We start from the raw sequence: 24,342 nt of genomic DNA, 5'->3' as shown, positions 1-24,342 counted from the left end.
CATCGCCGCGGCGTTCCGCGAGCTCGCCACCGCAATCTGAGCTCGGCGTACCTGAAGCTCAACGCGCCTTCCGATCGGCGAACGCAACAGCACCCGATCCGGCGGTGGTAGTGGCTTCGGCGCTGACCGGTTTCCGTTGCTGGGTGTCTCGCAGGTACCCCATCCGCCCGTGACGAGCGCGGCGTCGTCTCGTCGGAAGCAGCTCCGCGGTTCTGGCTCCGGTCAGGACGGCCGGCGTGAGCAATTCTTGGTTCGGGTCCTGCCCGGCGAGGTAGAGGTCGCCGGTATGGGCCATGCCCTCGCGGGTGAAGAAGGGGTCGAGGCCGGCCTTGGTGTCCATGCTGACGCCCGAACGGGTGTGGTCGAGGCCAGGCGAGAACGCGACGATGGCGCCAGGCATCGGCAGGCCCGCCGTTCTGGCGGCGAGGGTGGTCGTCACGGTCAGACCGCCGCCGGCGACGAACGCTCCGGAGACGGTCCGCGCGTTGCTCATCAGCCACCACAGGGGTGAGGAGATGAGGAAGCCGCGGAACTCCCCGACGAACGAGCCGCCGAGCAAGTTGACGTAGTCCTCGGTGTAGCTGTACGGGCGACGATCGCTTCTGTGATCAGGCTGGTGAGGACCGCCGCGACGAGGGCGGCCCTGTCGGTGTCAGGGCTTGATGCCGCGCTTGGCGCAGAAGCCGAGTGCGCCGCGCGGCGCCGGCGTTACGGCCGCCGAGCCCGGCGACACCACGAGACGGACTTCAGGACGGCGGTGAGAGCTCCGGCTTGACGCCGGCCAGCCGATGAGCGGCCTCCACCACGAACGCGCGCCGCCGTGCGTGTTCGCTGGGCGCGTCGGCATCGTTCCCGGTCAGCATGGTGGCGAGCTGCGGGACGGCGAACCACCAGGCCGCGAGTCCGATGACCATGAACATGAGGTGACCGGCGTCGATCCGGTCGTCGATGACACCGTCCCGCTGCGCTTGTGCCGTCGCGGCGACCTTGCGTTCGTAGTGGGTCATGCGCGTCGTCGCGTTCACTGGGGCGGCACCGCGTAGGCCTTCCCACTGGAGCAGGCGGGCCAGTTCTGGGTGCTGCCGGTAGTAGTCGAAGGTACGCCCGGCGAACTCGCCCAGATCGTCGAACCGGAGTCCTTCCGGAGCGACAGCCCGCGAGAGCTCCTCGAGCGCTTCGGTGAGCACCTCGTCGAAGAGCGCGTCCTTGTCACCGAAGTAGGCATAGAGCCGTTCCTTGTTGATCCCGGCCCGGCTGGCGATCCTCGTCATGGTCGTGCCGTCGACGCCGTGCTCGGCGAACTCGGCGGACGCAGCCGCCCGAAGTCGCTGCCGCGTTTCTTCGACGGTCCGCCTCATGAGTCCAGCGTACCGCCACCAACGTTGTCGTTGGTGAATGCCGGGTGCTACGGTTGCCTAGCCAACGCCAACGTTGGCGTTGGTCCGGGCGCCGCTCAGAGTGAGGCCCTCGACCGGAGAACGAGGTTGCCGGTTGGCGATCACGGCCATGTGTGGCTGGCCCGCGCAACATGGTCAGATCGCGCTGGGCGATGGGGAATCCGGCCGCCGCCATCACCGCCGTGGATCGACGTTGGCACCCTACGGACCGGACGCGTCAATGGGAGTTGATCGCCTCATGAGAGCAGTCGGATTCATGGAGTTCGGAGGGCCGGAGGTCCTCGGCGTTTACGACCTTCCAGATCCTCGTCCCGATGCCGGAGAGGTTCGGATCCGTATCCGGGCCGCCGCCGTCAATCCGACGGACATCTCACGTCGAACTGGCCTGCTGGGGGTCGGGAGCGGGCACCCGCCATACATCCCCGGCGCGGAAGCCGCAGGCGTGATCGACGCGCTCGGTACGGGCAGCACGTGGCAGATCGGTGATGCGGTCATGGCCATGGCCATACCCATGTCCGAGCACGGAGGAGCGTACGCCGAGTACCTCATCGCCCCGGACGACTCCATCGCGCGCATCCCCGTGAGCATGTCGTTCGAGCAGGCGTCCACCCTGCCGATGAACGGTCTCACTGCGATCCAGATCCTCGAACTCATGTCCTTGCGCCCAGGCCAGAGCATCGCGGTGACCGGAGCTGCCGGGATGGTCGGCAGCTACGTGATCCAACTCGCCAAGAGGCAAGGCCTGATCGTGATCGCGGATGCGGCGCCCAAGGATGTTGCCCTGATCCAGTCCCTGAGACCCGACCACATCATCGATCGAGGCGACGGCATCGCGGCCCGGATTCGCGCGGTCCTCCCCGGCGGCGTGGCCGCGGTGGCCGACACCGCCTTGTTGCACGAGAAGGTCGTGCCGGCACTGTGCGACGGAGGCGCGTTCGTCTCCCTTCGCCGCTGGAAAGGAGCACCCACCCGTGACATCCGATACGAGGCCGCCTGGGTCTATGACGACTACCACTCACAGGCCAAACTCGACGCGCTTCGGCGGGCTGCCGAAGACGGCGCACTCACGCCACGAGTAGCCGACGTGCTCCCTGCGGAGAAAGCCGCAGACGCGCATCGTCGAGTCGAGGCGGGCGGCGTCCGGGGGAGAATTGTGCTGACTTTTTAGCGAAGCTCGACAGCGCTGCCCGTATGCACCCATCCGACTGGACCGGCCGCGCGCGGCAATTTGTGCGGCCGCTTGACGCGCTGTTGCGGTCGTGCGCCAACGAGTTGCGATCGTACGCGCAGGGTATCGGCCGGTCCCTCGCGCTCGGTCTCGCGCGCGAAGGCGCTGAGCATCAAGTTCGACACAACCAGGTTGCCGTTCGCGAACTCATGCCGCCGTCCGCCGGGCGCGACGCAGCGGAGGGCGCGGAGGCCGAACGAAAGGACGAGAACATGAAAGCGGTCGCTGTCAACAGCTTCGGGGATCCGCCGCGGGTCCTCGACCTGCCCGAACCCGAGCCAGGTCCGGGCGAGATACTCGTCGGTCTGCAGTTCGCATCGATCAATCCAGTCGACTGGGCGGCCACCGCCGGCGCCTTGACCCGGTTTACGAAGCACCGCTTCCCGCTGATCCTGGGCTTCGACGGGGTTGGCCGGATCCAGGCCCTCGGAGCGGGCGTTCAGCGGTTCGCCGTGGGCGACCTCATTCATGGCCAGTTCTGGGGCGATGTTCTCGCGTTCGGGACCTATGCGCAGCGCCTCACAATCGTGGAACAGCCCGCCTTCGGGGCGCTGCAGACGGTTCCCGACGGTGTCGACCCGCGTCTGGCCGCCGCGCTTCCGACCGCCGGCATGACGGCGGACGGGGCACTGGAGCAGCTTGGCTGCCAGGCCGGCCAGAGCCTGCTCATCCTCGGCGCCACCGGCGGGGTCGGCGTCCTCGCCACCCAACTGGCCGCGCAGACCGGCCTGACCGTCATCGCCACCGCCCGCGCCGACGCCCGTGAACAGATCCAGCGCCTCGGCGCCGCCGAGACAATCGACTACGGCACGCACACGGTCGATGATGAGCTCACAACCGTCGCACCCGGGGGCGTGCACGGGGTGCTCGATCTGGTGGGGGATCCCGAGGGCCTCGCCGCCGCCGTACGCCATCTGCGCGACGGCGGGCGCGTCGTGTCCATCGCCTCCGGCGTGACCGACGAACTCGCCGCGCAGAAGCGGATCATCGCGATCAACTACGTTCTCGACGACAAGCCCGCACGTCTGCGGCGGGTCAGCGAACGACTCGCCGCCGGGCGCCTGGAGGTTCCAGTCGACCGGGAGGTTGCTCTGCAACAGGCGCCCGAGGCGGTCGCGGCCGCCCGACAGGGCGGGGCCCGCGGCAAGACCTTGATCCGCATCTGAAGCTCACCGCGAGAGTGCGACGGAACGAGACAGGCCACTCGCGCGCGTAGCCCTTCCCGTTGGCATCCGCTCAGGTCGCTGGTCGCGCTTGGCCAAATGTCGGACTGTCTGCATCGCAGCGCGACACTCGTCCTGACCCACTTCGAACACCGCTACCTGGCGAATTCTTACTGAGGTAACTTCAGTGAAGATGGTGAGTCAGTGCTCTTCTAATCGGGTTATTTTCACCTCGCGGGGGCTCCACTCTGTGCGCTGAGAGGATCGCGGGCCTCAGCGGCTCGGTCAGCGCAACCTGGTCGGCAAGCAGCAAGAGACACGTGCCGCGCGCCCACCACTCGCCCCAACCGCCCGATGTCACATGCTTACTCACAGATGGCGAATAGTAAGGCGCACTCAGCCCTGATCCACCGACGGGATTGACGTGAGTGTGGCGGGCTGGATGCGATGATGCCCTCGCGAGCCAGGGTGCGGTTCTCGATCACGGTCCGAATCGACGCCACGGTCCGTGCGGCGATCGCCACCATCGGCGAGGACACCTGGACCGAAATCCGCTATCCGCAACCGGTCTGGGACGACGAGTAGCAGCGGTTCATCTCCCGCGCGCACATCGCCGAAACCACCTACACCGCGTTCCAAGGCACCCGCCACGAGGTCACCGCCCGGCTCATCGTCCGTCGCGTCCCCGACCTGAACAAATCCACAGTGGACGAACAGGGCGAACTGTTCACCGTGTGGCGCTACCACGCCGCGTTTACCGACAGCCGGTACCTGCTGGTCCAGGCCGACGCCCAGCACCGTGGTCACGCCATCATCGAACAGTCTTCGCCGAACTCATCGACGGACCCCTGGCTCACCTGCCGTCCGGCCGGTTCAACGCCAACAACGCCTGGCTGTCCTGCATCGCGATCGCGCACAACCTCACCCGCGCCGCCCCCACCCTGGCCGGCCGGCCGCACCACACCGCCCGCGCCGCCACCATCCGCCGGCACCTGATCAACGTCGCCGGCAGGATCACCCGACACGCCCGCGAGGTCACGATCCACCTGCCCGAACGCTGGCCCTGGCAACACAACTGGCGACGACTGTTCACCACCGCGCACGCCCCACCCGCCTGACAGTCCACAACAGACAGTCACACGCAGCCGACGCCGGCCACCCATGACACCAAACCCCGCCAAACCATCGAGCGCACCGGCAACCCGGCCGGTCACCCCCGCACGACCCGAACCACGCCCAAGATCATGAATCCAGACCAGCCGACATCAAACCTCATCGGTGGATCAGGGCTAACAAGTCCTAACAGAATGATCTATGGACTGCCGTCGGCGCTGTTGCATTGAGCCATCGTCAAGATCGCCTGCCGCAAGAATTTCGGCCGAGGTCCGCGTTCGTGTGCCGTGGCGGCAACGAAACTGGATATAACGGACAGCAGAAGGGGGTGCTGCACAGCGACAGCCGGCCTCCGGCGGACTTCGCGACGAAGAATATCCGGTGCTCGCTCAACTCGATCGCTCAATGCAACAGCGTCCTCCGGGCCGGACGCGGCGCTGTGGATCACCATGGTGCACGCCGGGCGGCTCGTGCCCGACGGCAGCATCCGGGAGTTCCCGCTGCCGGACCGCGCCGCGCGGCCGCACGCCATCGTCGGTGACCCGGACGGGGGCTGCTGGTTCACGCTGTGGGCCGCCAACCGGATCGGGCACATCAGCGCCGCGGGCGCGATCGACGAGTACGACCTGCCGAGCCCGGCGCGCGAGTCACCGTCGGCCCCGACGGCGCCGTCTGGGCGGCGCTCGAGACCGGTGCGGTGGCCCGGCTCGCGCCCTGACCGGCGGCGTCCAGGGTGTGGGGGGTCGGCAGCGGGGCAGCGGCGACGCCCGCCGGCACAGTACGATCTGCTGGCCAAATCCCCTTCGAGGAAGAACTCAATGAAGGAGGAACAACTCAATGAAGCATGCATTCGGACGGGCCGCGACGCTGATCGTCGCGGCCTCCGTGATTTTCGGGGCCGGCGCCTGCGCCGACAAGAACGACGGCGCCGCCACGCCCGCCGCCACCGCGGCCAGCTCCAAGGCCCCCGAGCCCAAGGACGTGCTGGCCGGCGCGCTGGCGGGGTACGAGAAGGGCGTGTACTCGGTGGACTTCGCCGGCCTGGACAGCACCGGGCAGGCCGCGATCGACACGCCCAAGAAGCAGGCGTACCTGAAGATCGGCGGCTCCGGTCAGGGCTTCAGTATCACGATGGAGGTGCTGCTGATCGAGCCGGACGCCTACGTGAAGCTGGACCTGGGCGCGATGGCCGAGATCTACGGCGTGGCGCAGGGGAACGGCAAGACGTGGATGCACCTCGACCGCTCGAAGGTCAAGGACGCCGAGAGCCTGGGCCTGTCGGCCGACGAGACCGACATGCTCGACCTCAAGGCGCTGCTGCAGAGCGCGCAGTCGGTGCAGGCGGCCGGCGACCGCAAGTACAAGGGCACGCTCGACCTCGCCAAGGGTGCGGGCTCGCCGATGACCGACGAGGACGTCATCAAGGCGCTGGCGAACAAGGCGGCCAGCGTGCCGTTCACCGCGACCCTCGACGCGCAGGGGCGCCTCGCCGAACTGCTCATCGACGTGCCGGCCGCGGGCGACAAGAAGGCGTACCAGCTGAAGCTGACCGTGACCCAGTACGGCTCCGCCACGGTGCCGGCCAAGCCCACGGGCAACGCCGTGATCGAGGCGCCGGCCACCGTGTACGGCTTCTTCAACAACTGACGATCCCGGCCCGGCGGCGCCCGCATCCTCGTGCGGGCGCCGCCGGTCGGATTGTGGTATCAACACCGCCATGTCTGACATTCACGGGGATGTAATCGAGGACGACGACGACCCGCTGCCGGAACCGCCGCGGTCGTGGCGAATCCTGATCGTCTCGGCCGCCGAGGCCGCGGCGGTGCTCGTCGGCGCGGCCGTCTACATCGGCCTCGACCTGCGCTCGGCCAACCGGACGACCGCCGAACGGGAGGCCGCCGACGCGGCGCGCCCGGCGCCGAACCCCGATCCGCTGCCCAGCGGCGTGGAGGTCTGCCCGGGCGGCTGCGCCGCGTCGCAGCTGCCGGCGACGCTGGCGGACTGGACGAGCCGGCTGCCCCGGACCGTCGTGCTGGAGACCAGGGAACCACCCCGCCGCACGGCGAGGCGCCGCTGGACAAGGCGCTGGCCGTCATCGTGGTGACGATGGGTGCGCGCATCTGCCGCTGCGGGAGCGCGGCGGGCGCGGCTGCAGGAGATGGCGCCGGCAGGTCCGGCTCGTGATTCAGTTGCCGCCGGTTGGCGGGTCTTGTATTTGTGTGGTGCCGATGCGTACTACCGCGATTGGGGATGCCCGTGCTGCTGCAGACGTTGGCGTCGTGTCCGATCCCGTTGCCGCTCGGCCGGGAAGTCCCGTTCGTCGACGGCAGCCGGCCCGCGATGCTCTGGTGTAGCGATGAGCCGCCCACCGCCGACCTGGTCCAGCAACTGCGGGCAGCGCACCCAGCGACAGGGCTGTGGCCCGTATTGCTCTATGGCGATCCCCTTGAGCTCTTTCCTGATCTGGCTGGCAGCCCGGACATCCACGACGCTGCCCTCGTGCTGGCTGGCTTCTGGCACCGGTACACCCGCAACGGTCTGGCAAGCACTACCAGCCCGTTCGGTCAACGCTGGCCACGTATCGCGCCGGCCGGCAAGCCGCGCGAAGATCCGCGCGGCTGCGCCGACGACCTGACCCGCGCGCTGCTGGACGGCGGCCGGCTCGTCGATGCCCGGCTGGGCCTGGTACCCGCCGTCCGCGGCGCCGACGTGCTGGCCAACATGGGCTGGGCGGGTCCGGTCAACTACGACAACGACACCGCCAAGTTCTCGGCCGTGCTGCGCTCGTGGGAGGACCGGTTCGGCGTCAGCGTGGTCGCCGCCAACATCAACACGCTCACCGTGAGCGTCGCCGCTCCGCCAGGAGATCTCGATACGGCGCTGCACCTGGCTGCAGAACATTTCGCGTTCTGCCCGGACAACCTCTGGCAGAGCCACCCGCACACCATCGGCGACTACGCACCGCACCTCATCGACGCACGATGGTGGACGTTCTGGTGGGACTGAACGTCCCATCACGACGGCCGGCCATCGCGTACAGCGCCACAGCCCAACGGCGCCCATCAGCGGAACGTCTCGAAAACAACCCAACGCGCGAACCTTGCCACGAACCGGGCAATCAAGGTCATACACAAAACGGGCGCACTCATCTGCCGCCGTTGGTGCGCGGCGGCCGGTCAGCTCTTGTCACTGCGGGTAGCAGGCTCGGCACCGAAGGCGCGGCTTGGAGTTTGTCGGCCGGCTCACGGACATGCGGAGATGAGGGCATTCAGTGGCACTCGTCGTCAGCCACCCGAAAGAAGGATCAGCCAGTTCGATGTCGCGTGAGCGCCGCCAGTTCGCAAATCATGCCGATCAGTTCGGGGGCTCGTTCGTCGCGTCGTTGGAGCACCGTCTTCAGATGCTTCTGGGCGTTGCTCCCAGCGAACTGCATGCTCGGCCCCCGAGCTGGCAGAACGATGCCCACGTACACACGACGCGGATCGGTGGTCTCCACCACGACACCGTCCGGGTCGACTCCCCAGGAGTGCTGCCGCCACAAGCCATCGTCGGATAGGCCGTAGCCCGTGCCGATCGACTCGATCGCTCCGTCGATCCACAGCGTCGCTACATTGCGATGACACTCGCCGGCGTCGCCCAGAAGGAAGCGGACGGCCGGTCCGTGCACCGCTGCACGCGCCAGCAACTCATCGAGGTCAGATTCGACAACGCCTGGTGGGACGACGAGGGAACCGCCGCGTGACAGCAGCATCCGGCACCAGCTTCGCCACCGCTGGCCATAGTCGGCGCCTACGCCTGGATAGGCGTTGACCCGGTTCCGGTACAGGGTAAGCAGTCGCTCGCGTTCCTCATCGGGCAACATCACCGGCGGAGCGTACCGTCGCCCAAGCCGCAGGGTCACATGCATTGGTCTGCCGCAGACAAGGGCTCATCGTTCGTTTGTTGACGACACGCGTTACATGACAAATGCCTGGGTGCGTTATCTCCGATGCCAGCACCAGTCAGGAGTAGCCAACACGCCAAGGAAGGCGTTCGAGCTCGTCAAGGCGGCCGTCGCCACAGAGCGCCAGCAGCTCCGACAGACGCTCCCGCGGAACGTCACGGAGGTGGCGCGGCGCGGCTGCGGAACGCTCGTCCTCATCATCAGCGTCGACGTTCTCCCAGACCAGGAGACCGCTCGGAAACGCGGACAACGTCCACCCACTCTCGTGGGACACCGCAATGTCAGGATGCTCGTCGTCTTCGTAGGCGTCCAACTCGGCCACCAACGCTGGCAGCAGGTGCGCCGCGTAGTCGTCCATGCCGCCATTGCGGTGGGTCATCGTCGCGGGCATGCCTTCTCCGAACCGATCAGCCGCGCACCAACAGCGGAAGTCTGGCATGGCTGCCGGCATTGCGGCAGCCATCCCGCAATCCGTCGACTCGTGGCACCTCAAAAGCGTCCGCAACGGCAGCGCGCCACGCCCGTTCTCAAGATCACGTGCGCGCTCATGCCGCGAGCTTCGCGCGGCGGCGCGCCAGCGGTCGTCACGGCGAGTGACAGCGTTCGGGTCGCCGAGGGTTCCTGTCCTGCCGATGACAGCGCACTCCGCCAAGGGCAAGCCTGAACTCCTGCGTCGCATTCTCAACGTGACGACAGGATTCCCGGGCCGTGTTGCGGCAGCCCGTGCCGTCAGCTTGCAAACCACGTGACCGCAACGCCGGGTCGTCTGCGGGGCTTACAGTGGCACCCATGCGCCAACGCGCCGCAATTTTCGCGGGCTTCATCATTGGTCCGGGCCTGCTGGCGTTCGGCATACTGTGGCTGCTCGCGTTCGTGCCGGGCATAGGCGTTGGCGGCAGCGTCACCACGACGGACTGCGGCACCGGACTACCCCGTCACGGCCCCACCTGCTGGGGCGACTTCACCCCTTATGACGGCGGTTTACCGCGGCCAGTGACCATCGACGGCGTCGACGAGGAGGACGTGACCGTCTCTGCCGTCACGTACCCGTGGGCCCCGAGCCAGGCTTTTCGCCCCCCAGGCGTGAGCACCGCCATCGGATCGACCGCCTGGGCTTTCGGCGGGGCAGCGGTCCTCACCGTCACGATCACCCGCCTGGTCCGCACCATACGCCCTACCCGGCGCCGAAACCGGTTCGCCCCTGCCGGATAGCGCGAACTTCCAGTGCAGCGCAACGCAGCCGCTGTACACGCCGACGTCCTACACACAAGGACCACGACCACATCCCTCGGCAAGAGCACGGCGAACAGCACAACGTGCAGTGGCCGTCAGGTCCACTCTTCGCCATGCCAGCGCGCTGTTACCTCTTCGACCTCTCGCACTGGGCCAGTGATCGATCGGGTGCGCGCTCATCAGCGTAAGTCGTTTTGTGTCAAGCCCTGTGGGGTCGGTGCCTCGTCCGTCGTCTGTCCCGGCATAGCGGTAATGGGGTTCGTCCCGGCAGCGTGTAATCGGGTTGGTGGGACGACGGGTGGGGCTGCCCATGATGAGCGTCGAGGTAACGGTGGTTCCTCAATGCCGCGTGGGGCTTGCCCCGACCCAGCTTGGCTCGCCTGGCCGTCAGGCGGCGATAGGCAGTGCTGTCGGGTGCTGTTGGGTGCCGTAGGTGGCGGTGAGCGGGTTCCAGGGTTTGCCGGTGGTGATGACGGCGTGCAGGTGGCGCAGGATCGCCGCGGCGATCACGGCTTGGGCCTGGGTGACGGTGAGTTTGTTGTGTTCGCGGGTGGTCAGGTGGGCGAACCGGGCGGCGTAGACGGGGTTGGGGCGTAGCGCGCCCCAGACGGCGCGCCAGGCGGCCAGCCGGAGTCCGGGGCGGCCTTGTCCGGTCAGCTTCGTTCGGCCTTTGCACGTGCCGGACAGCTTTTCCCGGGGTGCGAGGCCGGCGTGTTTGACCAGCGCGCGGGCGGTGGCGAAGCGTTTCGGGTCGCCGGTTTCGGCCAGGATCGCCGCCGCGCCGACCGCGGAGAGTCCGGTGATTGAGGTGACCAGGCCGGTCAGCTGCAGTTTGTCCAGCACGCTGGTCATGCGGGCTTCGGTGTCCGCCAGCCGCCGCCGGGTCTCCAGCCAGTCGCCCAGCAGCAGCGCGACCCGTTCCAGGGCACCCGGGCGGTGGGCGATCACTCCTGCCGAGTCGCTCAGCGCGGCGAATACCTGCTGCACGATGCGCAGACATGGTCGTTGCCGGCCGCGGCGCAGGACTTCCCGGCGGACCAGCTGCTCGAACCGGGTCACGCCGCGGCGGCGGGTCAGGGTCAGGTCACCGTGGTCGCGGTCCAGCACGACGCTGATCGCGGCGGTCCAGGTCGAGGACCGAAACGGCTGGCGGGTGGCGTCGAGCGCGGCCGGCCAGACGCACTCCAGCAACGCGCGGATCTGCTGCACCTGGCTGACCGCCTCGACCAGGAGTTGTTCCCGACGCGCTCCGAGATGCCGCAGCCGGCCCCAGGTTTCGTCGACCGGTTCCGGCACATAGCAGCGCAGCTGCGTGGTCAGCCGGGCGATCAGGACCGCGTCCTTCTCGTCGGTCTTGTCGAACGTCAGGTCCTCACTGCGCCGCGCCCACGAGGTCAGCATCGGCTGGACACACACGAACGGCATCTGCCGCTGCGCAGCGAGCTGACCCACAACCCGCCACCGGTGACCGGTCGGTTCGCACGCCACCGTCACCCCGGTGAACCCTTTCCCGGCTGCCTGAGCCGCCGCCCAGTCCAGCGCGACACCGAGATTCCACGCCCGGCACCGGAACGTCTTGCGGGCAAGCACGTTCGAATCGTGATCGGTAACGACGACCACCTCCTTGGCGTCGGCCAGATCGATCCCGACGATCGCGTTCGACAACGGCACCAGGTCCCGCAACCGGGCCAGCCGCGTATTGCGGTTGCGATCACCACGCGACACACCGCTACCGTTACCCACGAACGTCCTCCTCCTGCGATGGGACACCAAGCCCGACAAGCGCATCAGGAGGACGTTCCTACATCCTGCATCGACACGCAGAACGTCTTTCTATGCCGCGATCCGGTGCGGTCCCGGTTAGTAGAGCGCCTGCGCCCGCGTCACTGCGTAGTCTCGTGTCCGTGTCTGACAAGGCGGAGCGACGGGCGGCGCGCGAGGTGGTTACTGCGTACCACGAGGCCGAGTTGGGCGGGCTTGTCGCCCGCGTCGGTGAGGCTGTCGACCGCTACCGTGCCGGAGAGCTCGACGCCTTCGACGTTGACCGAGTGCTGTTCCAGTACTCGCGAGCGGCGAAGGAGCTTTGGAAGTACTGCAATTACGGTCAGGTGGAGATCGCCGCGGAGATCATCAGCGCGCAGCCGCCCCGCGACTGGTGGGAACGGGGCGCTCCGCGACAGCTGTCCTGACCGAGGCCGCGCGACACCGTCAGGCATCCGGATCTGCCGCGATGCGGGCGCTCGGCAGTTGTCCGTAGGCGGAGCCGGTCTTTAGTACTCCAGCCGCATTTTCGTGCTTGACGTTCGGCCAGGTCAGCGGTTGTTTCGGCGTCGGCCGGGTCGAGTCGGGAATGTTGATCGTCCTATGTAGACTGTCGGCTCGTGTCGGTCGACGCGGTACCCGGCTGGATGTCGGCGTTTGATGATCTCATGGCGGTTCTGGCGCCCCGGTTCGGTCGAGTCGAGCCGCGTCGGCAGGCCCGCAGGTATCTGCTCGGGCTGTTGTCGCCACTGGCGGAGAAGAACGGCTGGACCCTCGCCGAAGCGGCCGGTGACCGTACCCCCGACAAGATGCAGCGGCTGCTCAACGCGGCCCGGTGGGATCCGGGCGGTGCCGTTGTCGATGCGGCGGGCGAGCTTGCGCGCGGACTCGTGCAGCTTCAACCGGCCCAGCCTCGGCAGCACCACGTACTTGCGGTCCGGCTCGACCCGGATCGCGCCGGTCGTGAACCGGTCGTGAACCGCACCGACGGCGTGGTGCGGTGGCGGGACTTGAACCGGGGGAAACCGACCGTGCGGCCGGCGCGCTTGCCGGTGCGCGAATCGGCCCAGTTCTGCAAGGCGCGAGCGAGGGCATCGAGGCCGGTGTTGAACGCCTCTTTCGACACCTCGCTCCACCACGGCGCGACCTCGGCTTTCGCCCGGTTCCATGTCTTGCGTAGCGCGGCGAGAGACCACGACAGCGGCGGCGTCAAGAGTGCGTCCGACACGCCGTAGCTGCTTTCCGCGGCACGCTGGTCCATGACCGCCTTGACCTGGGCGAGTGCCCAGTTGTGCGCGACCCGCGCGGCGCCAGCGTGCGCGAGCACGTCACGCTCCTGGCCGGGGGTTAGGTCGAGGGCGAACCGGTACGCCTGGATCGTCTTCACGCCGGTCCACCCTCGATGGCGGCCTCAACCGCACGGCGGGCACGGTTCGCGGCAGCCCGGCGACCGTACAGCCGAGCGCAGAGTGATGTCAGGATTTCGGTCACATCGCGCACAAGGTCGTCGTCGACCCCGGCCGGATCGACGACCAGCAGCCGCCTGCCTTGCGCGGTCAGGGCCGCTTCCACGTACTCGGCGCCGAAGCGGGCGAATCGGTCGCGGTGTTCGACCACGATGGTCGACACGGCCGGATCGCGCAGCAGGGCAAGGAACTTCTTGCGGTGCCCGTTGAGCGCAGAACCAACCTCGGTCACCACGCGATCCACGACGAGGCGCTGGCCGGTGGCCCACACCGTGACCCGGGCGACCTGCCGGTCCAAGTCCGGCTTCTGGTCGGCCGACGACACCCGGGCGTACACCGCGGTCTGACCGGTACCAGCAATCCCGCCCGCGACCGGCTCGCCAACCATGATCAGACGGCCGAGCCGGTACGCAGGAACAGGCAGCGTCCCGGACTCGTACCGCCGCCGCGTGGTCGCGTACGAGATTCCGGTGGCCGATGCCCACTCCTTCAAATTCACACCGCCACTATAGCCAACTAGTGAGCACTATTGACGACCAACGTGCTAACAGTGCTTGCCCTTCAAGTCCCGGACTTGCTCGACGAGCTCGTCCCACTCGCGGGCCAGGGCCATGCGGCGGTCGATGAGCCGGGACTGGTCCGGGCACCGTCAGCCTGGGGTCACGCCGCTATGGTGCCGCGCCTCCGGCGATCTCCCGCAGCCGGGTCCCGGCCACGCGGGTGTCCGGATGAGCCCTAGCCGCCATAAGGCGAGGTTGCGTGCATGTTGCGGTGGGACCTACGATGCAACGAACAACGAACTACTTTAGAACCTGGTTCGAAATGAGGTGTCATGCCGATCGTGATCGGGCTCGTGCTCCACGCGAGTCACCGCGCCGTCTTCGAGGACGCTGCCCGCACGCTCTCCGGCGTGAGCATCGCATGGGTCACGTATGAGCACGAGGCGGCCATCCGGCCCGGCGTCGAGGAACTGTTGGGCGGCGGACACCTGGACGGGCTGATGCTCGGGCCGGTGCCGTATGCGAAATGCCGGGACCTGCTGCCCGACGACCTGTCCGTGGCGGTGGTCCGCTCCGCGGGACTCGACCTGTCCATCGCGTTCTGCCGGGCGCTGGCCCGTGGCTGGGCGCCGACCCCGGTCAGCATCGACACGTTCGACCAGGAGACCGTCGACGAGGTCGTCCGGGCGCTCGATCTGGACGCCGGCGAGGTGGCCTGCCTGCCGTACGACCCGACGCAGAGCGTCGAGGAGATCGTCGACTTCCACCGGCGCCACCTCGACCGTTCCGGCGGTCGCTATGTCATCAGCCTGCGCACGGCCGTCACCGCGCGGCTGTCCGACGTGATACCGGTGCTGAGCGGCGTCCCGGGCCCGGCCACCATCCGCGCCCAGCTGCACGAGCTCGCGCTGCGCATCCAGTCGAAGCGGGCGACCGCGCTGCGCTTCGCCGCCGGAGTCTTCGTGGTGGTCAGCCGCGACGCGGCGGCCGACCTCGACCGCTCCCGCGTCGGCGTGATGAACCTGCTGGTCAACACCCCGGAGTTCGCCGACGCGTGGATCGAGAACCGGGACCGGCGCGGTGTGGTGGTCCTCGCGCACCAGGCGTTGTTCGAGAGCGTGACGCACAACTGGGTCTCTCTGCCCGCGCTCGCCCAGGCGCAGGAGACGCTCGGCATCCGGGTCGCCGCCGGGTTCGGCGTTGGCGCCTCGGCCCGGACGTCGGTACTGCTGGCCGAGCGCGCCGCTGCGCGGGCCGAGCAGGAGGACCGGCCCAGCGCGTACCTCATCGAGGACAGCGGGGTCATCATCGGCCCGATGAGCCCGGGCGGGTCGCCGCTCACCTTCACGTACCGCGAGCACGGCGCCAGCATCGAGCACCTGTCGCGCGGCGCGGGCCTGAGCCCGGCGACCCTGTCGCGGCTCGCCGCGCTCGAAAGCGGCCTCGAAGGCCGGCTGATCTCACCGGGCGACCTGGCCAAGTCGCTCGGCATCACCGAGCCCAGCGGTCGCCGGCTCATCCGCAAGCTGAGCGAGTCTGGGCTGGTCACCGATGAGGGCAGCGCCCAGGTCCACCGCAAGGGCCGGCCCACTCGGCTGTACCGCCTGGCCATCGGCGAGGCGATCCGCGGCGCGGAAGACGAGTGACCGATGCTCTGCACGCGGGCACGTCGAAGATCAGAACGACGGGGAGGATCATGTCCTACGATCTGCTGCTGACCGGCGGCGACGTCATCGACGCCGGCGGTGGGCACACCGAGCGCGCCGACGTGGCGGTGCGTGGCGGCCGGGTGGCGGCCGTCGGCTCCGGGCTCCCGCGCGCGCATGCCCGCGAGGTTGTCGACGTCAGCGGCAAGCTCGTGGTTCCCGGCCTGATCGACCTGCACACCCATGTGCACCCCGGTGCCACCTACTGGGGGGTCGCCCCCGACCCGATCGCCTGGTACACCGGCGTCACCACCTGGGTCGACGCCGGTTCGGCCGGGGCGTACACGCTCGATGCGCTGCGCGCCGCCGCCGAGGGCTTCCGGGTCCGCGTGCCGGCACTGCTCAACATCTCCGCGATCGGGCTCACCGGACCCACGGGGGAGAGCCGCGACCTGCGCAACTGCGACGTCGACCTGGCGATCGCGACCATCGCCGCGAACCGCGACCTCGTCTTCGGTGTCAAGGTCCGGATGGACCACCACAACGTCGGCGAGCACGGGCTGGAACCGCTACGCCGGGCCGTCGAGGTCGCGCAGGCCGTCGGCGTACCGGTGATGGTGCACATCGGCGTGGCGCCGCCGACCGTCGACGCGTTGCTGCCGCTGCTGCGCCCCGGCGACATCCTGACGCACTGCGCCAGCGGCATCGCCGACGGTGTCGTCGGCCGGGGCGGCGTCGAGCCGGCGCTGCGGGAGGCGTACGAGGCGGGCGTGCTGTTCGACCTCGGGCACGGCTCGGGCGGGTTCGCGTTCGACGTGCTCGAAGCGCAGCTCGAGGCCGGGCTGGTCCCGCACACGGTCTCGTCGGACCTGCACGCGCGATGCCTGTACGGGCCGGTGTTCGACCTCCCGACGACTATGGCGAAACTCCTCGCGGTCGGCCTCCCGCTCAACGACGTCGTCGCGGCGGCCACCGTGCGGCCGGCGCGGGCGCTGGACCTGCCCGGCGGCGCCGGCACGCTGGCCGTCGGCGCGCCGGCCGACCTCGCCGTCTTCGCCGTGGAGGATGGCAGTTTCGAGGTCGTCGACTCGCACCAGCAGCGCCGCACGGCCCGGCAGCGGCTGGTCAACGAGGCGACGTACGTGGCCGGTCGGCTGTTGCCGCCGGGGCTCCCGCCGGAGCCCCGGCCCTGGGTGCCGCTGACGGATGCGCAGCGGTCCGCCGTGCGCCGCCGCGCCGGCAGCGTCCGTAACCTGCTCACCGCTCCGCTCGTGGGCGCCGACGAGCTGACCGAGCAGTTCCCGCGCCCAGCCCGTACACCTGATGACGAGAGGCGATCGTGGACATGAGCAAGCAGGTGGTCTCCACCGACCTGGCCGCGCCGCCCGGCGGGCCCTACTCGCAGGCGGTCATCGCCGGAGGCCTGGTGTTCCTCGCCGGCGCGTGCCCGGTGCGGCCCGACGGCACGTGGGTGCGCGGCTCGTTCGCCGAACAGGCGCGCGCCGCCTTCACCAACCTTGCCCGGGTCGCTGAGGCCGCGGGCACCGATCTGTCCCAGGCCGTGCGGGTCGGGGTCTACCTTCGCGACTTCGTGCACTTCACGGAGCTCAACGAGATCTACGTCGAGTTCTTCGGTACCGAGAACCTGCCGGCCCGCACGACGATCCCGGTCGCGCTGGACGGCTTCGACATCGAGATCGACGCGGTACTCAGCAAGCCGTGAGCGGTCCGGAGCGGATCGGAGGCGGGACCGGTGTCGACTGGCGCACGAAGGGGTTCTGGCAGCCCGACGATGCGTGGACGGCGGAGGAGTTCGCGGCGGCCCGGCACGACCTGTTCGGCGGCGCGTTCACCTGGCCGGTCATGGTGGCCCGGCGGACCGCCATCGCGCACAACATCGACACCCTCGCCGCGTACTGCGTCCGCCACGGCCTGGCGTTCGCACCGCACGGGAAGTCCACGATGGCGCCTTCGCTGTTCGCCGCGCAGCTGCGCGCCGGGGCGTGGGGGATCAGTGCGGCGACCGCCAACCAGGTGCTCGCCATGCGCCGGCTCGGCGTGCCGCGCGTGCTGCTCGCCAACGAACTGCTCGACCCGACACCGCTGCGCTGGCTGGCCGGGGAGGTGCGGCACGGGTTCGAGTTCCTGTGTTTCGTCGACTCGGCGGACGGGGTGGCGGCGATAGCGGCGGCGGCCGTTGACGCGGACCGGCCGCTGCGGGTGCTGGTCGAGTTGGGGCATCCCGGCGGCCGTACGGGGTGCCGTACCGTCACCGAGCTCACCGCGGTGGCGCGCGCCGCAGTAGCCGCACCGGGCGTCGAACTGGCCGGCGTGGCGGGTTACGAGGGTGGACTGTCTACTGTGGACGATGCGGCGGCGTACCTCGCCTCGGTGCGCGCGGCGACCCTGGAACTGGCCGGCAAAGGCCTGCTGGGCGACGACGTGATCGTCACCGCCGGCGGCAGCCGGTATTTCGACCTCGTGCCGGCGCACCTCGGCGGCGCGTGGCTGCCCGGCCGAGCGCTGTGGACAGTGTTGCGCAGCGGCGCGTACGTGTCGCACGACGACGGGATCTACCGCGGGTGGACGCCGTTCCGGCGGATCCCCGAGGAGGGCTCGCTCGACGCCGCCCTGGAGATCTGGGCCCAGGTGACCTCCACGCCCGAGGACGGCCTTGCGATCGTGGGCATGGGCAAGCGGGAGGCGCCGTACGACGAGGGGCTGCCGGTACCGCTGCGCGTGCGGCGCCGGGACGGCACGGTCGAGCCGGCTCGGGGCATCGAGGTCCGCCGGCTCAACGACCACCACACGTACCTCGGGCTCGGCCCGGGGGCCCGGCTACACCCGGGTGACCTGGTCTGCTTCGGCATCTCCCACCCGTGCACGGCCTTCGACAAGTGGCGGGTCATTCCCGTGATCGAAGACGACTACGCGGTCACCGACCTCATCGACACGTACTTCTGACGCTACCTCTTGACCGGGCGCGGCAGGGCGCGCAGGATGAAGCAACTCTGAACTACGAACTATTTCCGAACCTAGTTCGTTAAACGCGCTACGCGAGAGAGGTGCCCCCGTGAGACGCAAACTCATGCTCGCCAGCGGTCCGCTCCTGGCTGCCGTGCTCGCCCTCGGGGCGTGCGCGCCCTCGACGGCGCAGCCCTCCGACACCGGCGACGAGAAGACCGGCACCCTGCGGGTGTGGCTCTTCGACGAGGCCGGCCGGGCACCGAAGGAGGCGCTGGTCAACGAGGTCGTGGCCGAGTTCACGGCCGCGCACAAGGGCGTCACCGTCGACGTCAGTTACCTGGCCACCGATGCGGCGGCCCGCGCCGCCAAGTTCAAGGGCGCCTTCAACGACCCGTCGAGCGCGCCCGACGTCACCGAGTTCGGCAGCACCGACCTGTCCGGATACGTCGCGGCGGGCGGGATGGCTGACATCACGAAGGACCTCGACGCCTGGTCGGAGAAGGCCGACCTGCCGGCCGACATGGTGAATACGGTGACCGTCGCCGACAAGGCCTACGGGCTGCCGTGGTGGGTCGGCGTCCGGGCGCTGTACTACCGCACCGACATCTTCACCGCGCTCGGCATCGCCCCGCCTACCTCGTACGCGGAACTGCTCGCCGCCGCCAAGAAGGTCCGGGCGGCGCACCCCGACATGGTCGGTATCACCGTCGGCGGGCAGTACGTCTTCGGCGCCCTGCCGTTCGTCTGGGACGCCGGCGGTGACCTCGCCACCAAGTCGGGCGCCACGTACACCGCGACGATCAACTCGGCGTCCTCGAAGGCCGGCGTCAAGGCCTACACCGACCTCTTCACCCCCGACATCTGCCCGGCGCAGCAGTGCGTCGACCTGACCGGCGGCAAGACCGTCTCCACCTTCGCGGCCGGCACCGCGGGCATGGGCATCATCGGCAACTTCAACCGCAGCGCCATCGACGCCGGTGCGGCCAAGGGCAAATACGCCGTCGTGCCGCTGCCGGGCGTCAAGCCGGGCTCGATCGCGCCCGCCTTCGCCGGCGGCAACAACCTCGGCATCATGAAGTCGACCAAGCATCGCACCCTGGCGGTACAGTTCGCGGAGTTGCTCGCCAGCAAGAAGTACCAGCTCAAGTTGTACGACGCGCTGGGCGACCTGCCGACCATGACGTCCGCCCGGGCCGAGGTGGTCGCGAAGGACCCGTTCCTCAAACCCTTCATCGACACCATCGCCGCCGGCACCCGCTTCGTGCCCGCCGATGCGGCGTGGACGACCATCGACTCGCAGAAGATCGTCATCAACATGCTCCAGAAGGTCATCACTGGCAAGGCGACCGTCGACCAGGCGACCGACGAGGCCAATACGTTGATGACCAACGCGTTCGCGGGTAAGTAGCAGCCGGTGACGTCCACACTGCTGGCCAGAACCGCGACGGCGGAGCCCGGGACCTCCCGGGCCCGCCGCCGCGGCGGGCGGCGGGGCAGCCGGCTCGTGCCGCTGTGGCTGCTGTTGCCGACCCTCGCGGTCCTCGTGCCGCTGTTCGTGTACCCGCTGTACCAGCTCGGCCTGCTGTCCACATTGGAGTTCGGTCAGCCACAGGTCAGCGGGGGAGTGCCGGCCCGGTTTCTCGGCGCCGGCAACTACACGACCCTGCTCGCCGACGGCGAGTTCTGGACCGTGCTCGCCCAGACGGTCGGGTTCGCCGCGGCCTGCGTCCTCGCCACGCTCGCCGTCGGCGCGGCACTCGCCGTGCTGCTGACCCGGGTCGGCCGCGTCCCGCGGCTGATGCTGTCCTTCGCCGCTCTCGCTGCGTGGGCCGCGCCCGCGATGACCGGCTCCGTGGTCTGGATGTTCCTCTTCGACACCAACCTCGGGCTGGTCAACGAGGTGCTCGGGCTGGACGGCTACAACTGGCTCTACGACCGCAATGTGGCGTTCGCGCTGATCGGCGCCGTCATCGTCTGGCACTCGTTCCCGTTCGTCATGGTGACCCTGTACGCCGGGATCCAGGCCGTGCCCAAGTCCGTGCTCGAAGCCGCCGAGCTCGACGGCGCCGGGCCGTGGCGCGCGTGGCGGCGCGTCATCGTGCCGATCCTCCGCCCGATCATCACCATCGTGGTCATCCAGTCGATCATCTGGGACTTCAAAGTCTTCACGCAGGTGTACGTGATGACCGGGGGCGGCGGCATCGCGGGGCAGAACATGGTGCTCAACGTGTACGCCTACCAAAAGGCGTTCGCCTCCTCGCAGTACGGCCTCGGCTCGGCGATCGGCGTCGTCATGACCGCGATCCTCGTCGTCGTCACGCTGCTCTACCTGCGCGCGCTGCGCCGTACCGGAGAAGCGCTATGAGACACCGCTGGCTGCCCAACACCGTTGCCGTAGCGGCCGCGGTGGTGACCGCGTTCCCGATCTACTGGATGGTCCTGTCGGCGCTCAAGCCGACCGGCGAGATCGAGTCGGCCCATCCGCGGCCGTGGACCTGGCACCCGACGCTCGAACACTTCCGCAACGCGCTCGGCGTCAGCGGGTTCGGCCGGTACTTCCTCAACAGCGCCGTCGTAGCGCTGTGCGTGGTCGTGCTGTCCGCCGCGATCGCGTTTCTCGCCGCCGTCGCGCTGACGAAGTTCCGCTTCCGCTTCCGTACCACCATTCTCGTCATCTTCATCGTCGCGCAGATGGTGCCGGTGGAGGCGCTCACGATCCCGCTGTTCTTCGAGTTCCGCGACCTCGGCCGCACCGTGCCGGGCATCGGACTCAACACACTCGCCTCGCTGGTGCTGGTCCAGCTGGCGTTCAGCCTGCCGTTCGCGATCTGGATGCTGCGCGGATTCGTCGCCGCCGTGCCCGACGCACTGGAAGAGGCGGCGCTCATCGACGGCGCGAGCCGGGGCACCATCCTGTGGCGGATCCTCTTCCCGCTGGTCGCCCCCGGACTGGCCGCGACGAGCGTGTTCTCGTTCATCACCGCGTGGAACGACTTCATCTTCGCCAAGACGTTCATCATCAGCGCCAGCCAGAACCAGACCCTCCCCGCGGCGCTGCTGGTCTTCTTCAAACCGGACGAGAACGACTGGGGCGGCATCATGGCGGCCTCGACGCTGATGACGCTGCCGGTCCTGGTGTTCTTCGTCTTCGTGCAACGCCGGCTGGTGTCCGGCCTGGGTGGGGCGGTGAAGGATTGAGCACGGTGCTTCCGCTGCCATCGCGGTGCTCGATCGGCGAGGACGCGTTCCGGCTCGACGGCGGGACGGTCATCGCGGCGCCACCGGCCCTCGACGGGGTCGCGCGGTGGTTGCGCGGCGAGCTGTCGCCGCCCACCGGGCTGCCGCTGCCGGCCGGCCCGCCGGGCCCGGACGCCATCACGCTCGCCCTGTCCGACGCCGAGCCCGCCGAGGGGTACCGGCTGCGGGTCGAGCCGGACCGGGTGTCCATTGTGGGTGGTGACCCCGCCGGCGTCTTCTACGGCGCCCAGACGCTCCGGCAGCTGATGCCGTCCATGGTGTACCGGAGAGCCGCCCTCGCCGGTGCGCGATGGCTCGTCCCATGCGCCGAGATCTCCGACGCGCCGCGGTTCGGCTGGCGCGGCGCCATGCTGGACGTGGCCCGGCACTTCCTGCCCAAGGCCGACGTGCTGCGCTTCATCGACCTGCTTGCGGTACACAAGCTCAACGTGCTGCATCTGCACCTCACCGACGACCAGGGCTGGCGTCTGGAGATCCGGCGGTACCCCGAGCTGACCCGCGTCGGCGCCTGGCGCCGCGAGTCGATGGTCGGCTCCAGGCAGCACGGGCGCTTCGACGGCCGGCCGCACGGCGGCTACTACACGCAGGACGACGTCCGGGAGATCGTCGCCTACGCGGCGGAGCGGTTCGTCACCGTCGTGCCGGAGATCGACATCCCGGGGCACTCCCAGGCGGCCATAGCGGCGTACCCCATGCTGGGCAACACCGCCGCGCCCGTCGAGGTGTCCACGAGCTGGGGTATCTCCAGCCGGGTCCTCAACGTCGCCGACCCAACGCTCGACTTCTACCGGCACGTCCTCGACGAGGTTCTCGAGCTGTTTCCCGGCCCGTTCATCGGCATCGGCGGCGACGAGTGCCCGAAGGACGAGTGGCGGGCGAGCCCGCACGCGCAGGAACGGATCCGGGCGCTCGGCCTGCGCGACGAGGACGAGCTGCAGAGCTGGTTCGTCCGGCAGTTCGACGAGTACCTGACCGCGCGCGGCCGGCGCCTCTACGGCTGGGACGAGATCCTCGAGGGCGGACTCGCGCCGGGCGCGACCGTGGCCTCGTGGCGAGGGACCGTCGGCGCACTGGCCGCGGCCCACGCCGGCCACGACGTCGTGCTGTGCCCGGACACCTCGGTGTACCTGGACTACCGGCAGTCCGACCACCCCGACGAGCCGATCCCGGTCGGCACGGTGCTCGGTGTCGACGAGGTCTACGCCTTCGAGCCGGTGCCCGCGCAGCTCACCGGTGCCCAGCGGGACCGGGTGCTCGGCGCGCAGTGCAACATCTGGACCGAGCATCTCCCGTCCGCGCGAGCCGTCGACTACGCGGCGTTTCCCCGGCTGTGCGCGTTCGCCGAGACCGTATGGTCGGCGCCGGGGCGGGACCTGGCCGCCTTCCGGCACCGGCTGGCCACGCATCTGGGCCGGCTGGACGCGCTCGGTGTGGAGTATCGGCCGGATGCAGGTCCGCTGCCCTGGCAGACCCGCCCCGACGCACAGGGCTGGCCCAAGGACCGAGCGGCCCGCGAGGCGGAGCTCGCGATCATGACCGCCCGCATCGCCAGGCTATCTGACGGATCTTGAAGTAACACGGTCCGGTCTGGAGCGGGAAGGCGCAGCTCGCTCGCACCCGCCTTCGCCGCCTGATCAGACCGCTCGGCACGGTAGGGCCGTGTCGGCCGCCGGCCACGTCGCCGGGAGGGCGAGCGCAACGTGCATGACGTTGTTCGACTCGTCGGTCTCGGGCACCTTGTGCAGGGAGTCGACGGTGACGGTCAGGTTGACCGTGCGGCCGAGGAACTGCTGTAGCCCCGTGTCGGTACCAGGATGGGCTCAGCGGTCAACGCTGCTGCGGAACCGGGGAGCGGAACCGGTCGAGGAACGGCCCGAGGGGCGGTATCTGCCCGGTCGGCCCAGTCCGCACGACGACCGCCGGTACCGGGACCCGCTCCGCGAGTGCGGCTAGGTCGCCGCGGTCGGGGACGCAGGTGATCAGCAGGATGCCCTGCGCGTCGGCGGTCGGCAACCGGGCTAGTAGTGCTTTGTTAGGTTGTGTCATGAAATGGGCGTTTGCAGAGACGGCATGCGCCGACCATGACGGCAAGCAGCAGTTACAGCTCGCGCAGCACGGCGTAGAGGGTCAGGCCGGCGCAGCCGCTTTTGGGTCCAGGCGGAGCAGGGTGCAGAAGGCTTGAGCGAGGACGGTGAGGGTGACGTGGCGGTGCCAGCCGACGAAGGAGCGGCCTTCCTGATCATGGCCAGTCGAGGGCATCGGGCGGCGTGTTGCGCGAGGGCCAAGCGGGGCGGTCTGCGATCGCGTCGTGTTCCGGACGTGATCGGATGCCGCGCACCTGTCGAGCACCGCCCGCACCGATACAGCACGCGGGCATCGTCGCGGCAGAGCGACGCCAACGGAAGTCGCGGGAGATCGCGTGGACCTGCGGATACGTGTGGCGCTTTTGGAGTACGGGGCCTTGCGAAACAGCACGTTTGGTGAGAGAGCCAATGTGGGGGATGAGATGGCTTGAGCATCTGACTAGTTGAGTCGGCCTGGAGCGCGGTGTCAGTGTTGCCGCTGGTCCGGGTCTCCAGGCCGCTCGCCGAACCCGCCGTGCGCGTCTCGGCGCAACGGGCTCTCCACGGTTGCTGTCGTCAGGCGTTGTCGGTTGCGGGCCAGGGG

At 69.1% G+C, this 24,342-nt stretch carries 25 protein-coding genes and 1 pseudogene; 17 read left to right on the top strand and 9 right to left on the bottom strand.

Going from position 1 to position 24,342, the window contains the following annotated elements; genetic code table 11:
- Nucleotides 1-58: 58 nt before the first annotated feature.
- Both AB0B76_RS56305 and AB0B76_RS56300 read right to left on the bottom strand, forming a co-directional pair.
- Complete coding sequence (locus AB0B76_RS56305; RefSeq protein WP_360393887.1) at nt 59-559, bottom strand: alpha/beta hydrolase fold domain-containing protein; 501 nt, start codon at nt 557-559, stop codon at nt 59-61.
- A 187-nt stretch (nt 560-746) separates the two neighbouring features.
- A complete protein-coding gene (locus AB0B76_RS56300) occupies nt 747-1,358 on the bottom strand; it encodes a TetR family transcriptional regulator (protein WP_360393885.1) in 612 nt (203 codons plus the stop codon).
- A 295-nt stretch (nt 1,359-1,653) separates the two neighbouring features.
- On the opposite strand from AB0B76_RS56300, the gene AB0B76_RS56295 reads away from it, so the two are divergent.
- Both AB0B76_RS56295 and AB0B76_RS56290 read left to right on the top strand, forming a co-directional pair.
- Entirely contained in the window at nt 1,654-2,565 is a 912-nt protein-coding gene (locus AB0B76_RS56295) for an NADP-dependent oxidoreductase (RefSeq protein WP_360393882.1), read from the top strand.
- A 23-nt stretch (nt 2,566-2,588) separates the two neighbouring features.
- Entirely contained in the window at nt 2,589-3,791 is a 1,203-nt protein-coding gene (locus tag AB0B76_RS56290) for an NADP-dependent oxidoreductase (RefSeq protein ID WP_360393879.1), read from the top strand.
- 393 nt (nt 3,792-4,184) lie between these two features.
- Here AB0B76_RS56290 and AB0B76_RS56285 read toward each other — a convergent pair whose 3' ends face one another.
- Nucleotides 4,185-4,595: a hypothetical protein gene (locus tag AB0B76_RS56285; protein WP_360393890.1), complete on the bottom strand. Its 411-nt coding sequence runs from the start codon at nt 4,593-4,595 to the stop codon at nt 4,185-4,187.
- Between AB0B76_RS56285 and AB0B76_RS56280 the strand changes: the two genes are divergently transcribed.
- The 4 genes from AB0B76_RS56280 (at nt 4,523) to AB0B76_RS56265 (ending at nt 7,907) form a co-directional block, all read left to right on the top strand.
- On the top strand, nt 4,523-4,906 hold the full coding sequence (locus AB0B76_RS56280; protein ID WP_360393876.1) for a transposase: 384 nt from the start codon (nt 4,523-4,525) through the stop codon (nt 4,904-4,906). The genes AB0B76_RS56285 and AB0B76_RS56280 overlap by 73 nt on opposite strands.
- An 832-nt stretch (nt 4,907-5,738) precedes the next feature.
- Entirely contained in the window at nt 5,739-6,548 is an 810-nt protein-coding gene (locus AB0B76_RS56275; RefSeq protein WP_360393873.1) for a hypothetical protein, read from the top strand.
- Nucleotides 6,549-6,618: 70 nt separating this feature from the next.
- Nucleotides 6,619-7,005, top strand: coding sequence for a hypothetical protein (locus AB0B76_RS56270; RefSeq protein WP_360393870.1), 387 nt, complete (start codon nt 6,619-6,621; stop codon nt 7,003-7,005).
- A gap of 146 nt (nt 7,006-7,151) precedes the next feature.
- Nucleotides 7,152-7,907 (top strand): DUF4253 domain-containing protein, encoded by a 756-nt coding sequence (locus AB0B76_RS56265; protein ID WP_360393867.1) that lies wholly within the window; start codon nt 7,152-7,154, stop codon nt 7,905-7,907.
- Nucleotides 7,908-8,205: 298 nt separating this feature from the next.
- Here AB0B76_RS56265 and AB0B76_RS56260 read toward each other — a convergent pair whose 3' ends face one another.
- Nucleotides 8,206-8,766 (bottom strand): hypothetical protein, encoded by a 561-nt coding sequence (locus tag AB0B76_RS56260; protein WP_360393864.1) that lies wholly within the window; start codon nt 8,764-8,766, stop codon nt 8,206-8,208.
- Nucleotides 8,767-8,902: 136 nt separating this feature from the next.
- Nucleotides 8,903-9,235 (bottom strand): hypothetical protein, encoded by a 333-nt coding sequence (locus AB0B76_RS56255; RefSeq protein WP_360393861.1) that lies wholly within the window; start codon nt 9,233-9,235, stop codon nt 8,903-8,905.
- A 398-nt stretch (nt 9,236-9,633) separates the two neighbouring features.
- Here AB0B76_RS56255 and AB0B76_RS56250 point away from each other — a divergent pair, with 398 nt between their 5' ends.
- Complete coding sequence (locus AB0B76_RS56250; protein WP_360393858.1) at nt 9,634-10,056, top strand: hypothetical protein; 423 nt, start codon at nt 9,634-9,636, stop codon at nt 10,054-10,056.
- 408 nt (nt 10,057-10,464) lie between these two features.
- Here AB0B76_RS56250 and AB0B76_RS56245 read toward each other — a convergent pair whose 3' ends face one another.
- Nucleotides 10,465-11,865, bottom strand: a complete 1,401-nt coding sequence (locus AB0B76_RS56245; RefSeq protein ID WP_360393855.1) for an IS110 family transposase — start codon at nt 11,863-11,865, stop codon at nt 10,465-10,467.
- 116 nt (nt 11,866-11,981) lie between these two features.
- On the opposite strand from AB0B76_RS56245, the gene AB0B76_RS56240 reads away from it, so the two are divergent.
- A complete protein-coding gene (locus AB0B76_RS56240) occupies nt 11,982-12,266 on the top strand; it encodes a hypothetical protein (RefSeq protein ID WP_360393852.1) in 285 nt (94 codons plus the stop codon).
- A gap of 240 nt (nt 12,267-12,506) precedes the next feature.
- Nucleotides 12,507-12,665: pseudogene (locus AB0B76_RS56235) on the top strand (IS701 family transposase); the annotation flags it as partial.
- A 71-nt stretch (nt 12,666-12,736) separates the two neighbouring features.
- On the opposite strand, the gene AB0B76_RS56230 reads toward AB0B76_RS56235, so the two are convergent.
- On the bottom strand, nt 12,737-13,225 hold the full coding sequence (locus AB0B76_RS56230; protein WP_360393849.1) for a helix-turn-helix domain-containing protein: 489 nt from the start codon (nt 13,223-13,225) through the stop codon (nt 12,737-12,739).
- The gene (locus AB0B76_RS56225; RefSeq protein WP_360393846.1) at nt 13,222-13,803 is read right to left on the bottom strand and encodes an IS607 family transposase; all 582 of its coding nucleotides are present in this window, start codon (nt 13,801-13,803) and stop codon (nt 13,222-13,224) included. Before AB0B76_RS56225 ends, AB0B76_RS56230 begins: the two co-directional genes overlap by 4 nt.
- 333 nt (nt 13,804-14,136) lie before the next feature.
- Between AB0B76_RS56225 and AB0B76_RS56220 the strand changes: the two genes are divergently transcribed.
- From AB0B76_RS56220 to AB0B76_RS56185, 8 genes are all read left to right on the top strand, one after another.
- Nucleotides 14,137-15,450, top strand: a complete 1,314-nt coding sequence (locus AB0B76_RS56220; RefSeq protein ID WP_360393843.1) for a winged helix-turn-helix domain-containing protein — start codon at nt 14,137-14,139, stop codon at nt 15,448-15,450.
- Nucleotides 15,451-15,500: 50 nt separating this feature from the next.
- Nucleotides 15,501-16,799, top strand: a complete 1,299-nt coding sequence (locus AB0B76_RS56215; RefSeq protein WP_360393840.1) for an amidohydrolase/deacetylase family metallohydrolase — start codon at nt 15,501-15,503, stop codon at nt 16,797-16,799.
- Nucleotides 16,796-17,173 (top strand): RidA family protein, encoded by a 378-nt coding sequence (locus AB0B76_RS56210; RefSeq protein ID WP_360393838.1) that lies wholly within the window; start codon nt 16,796-16,798, stop codon nt 17,171-17,173. The genes AB0B76_RS56215 and AB0B76_RS56210 overlap by 4 nt, the downstream gene beginning before the upstream one ends.
- Nucleotides 17,170-18,414, top strand: coding sequence for an alanine racemase (locus AB0B76_RS56205; RefSeq protein WP_360393835.1), 1,245 nt, complete (start codon nt 17,170-17,172; stop codon nt 18,412-18,414). The genes AB0B76_RS56210 and AB0B76_RS56205 overlap by 4 nt, the downstream gene beginning before the upstream one ends.
- Nucleotides 18,415-18,523: 109 nt before the next feature.
- The gene (locus tag AB0B76_RS56200) at nt 18,524-19,825 is read left to right on the top strand and encodes an extracellular solute-binding protein (protein ID WP_360393833.1); all 1,302 of its coding nucleotides are present in this window, start codon (nt 18,524-18,526) and stop codon (nt 19,823-19,825) included.
- Nucleotides 19,826-19,831: 6 nt separating this feature from the next.
- Nucleotides 19,832-20,782, top strand: coding sequence for a sugar ABC transporter permease (locus tag AB0B76_RS56195; protein ID WP_360393830.1), 951 nt, complete (start codon nt 19,832-19,834; stop codon nt 20,780-20,782).
- Nucleotides 20,779-21,615 carry a carbohydrate ABC transporter permease gene (locus AB0B76_RS56190; RefSeq protein WP_360393827.1) on the top strand — a complete coding sequence of 279 codons (837 nt, stop codon included), beginning with the start codon at nt 20,779-20,781 and terminating at the stop codon, nt 21,613-21,615. Before AB0B76_RS56195 ends, AB0B76_RS56190 begins: the two co-directional genes overlap by 4 nt.
- A 5-nt stretch (nt 21,616-21,620) precedes the next feature.
- Complete coding sequence (locus tag AB0B76_RS56185) at nt 21,621-23,246, top strand: beta-N-acetylhexosaminidase (protein ID WP_360393824.1); 1,626 nt, start codon at nt 21,621-21,623, stop codon at nt 23,244-23,246.
- Nucleotides 23,247-23,502: 256 nt separating this feature from the next.
- Here the strand turns inward: AB0B76_RS56185 and AB0B76_RS56180 are convergent, their stop codons facing one another.
- Entirely contained in the window at nt 23,503-23,721 is a 219-nt protein-coding gene (locus tag AB0B76_RS56180) for a hypothetical protein (RefSeq protein WP_360393821.1), read from the bottom strand.
- Nucleotides 23,722-24,342: the final 621 nt, after the last annotated feature.

It is taken from the genome of Dactylosporangium sp. NPDC049140 (genome assembly GCF_040648435.1).
This window is presented reverse-complemented; position numbering and strand designations above follow the sequence as displayed.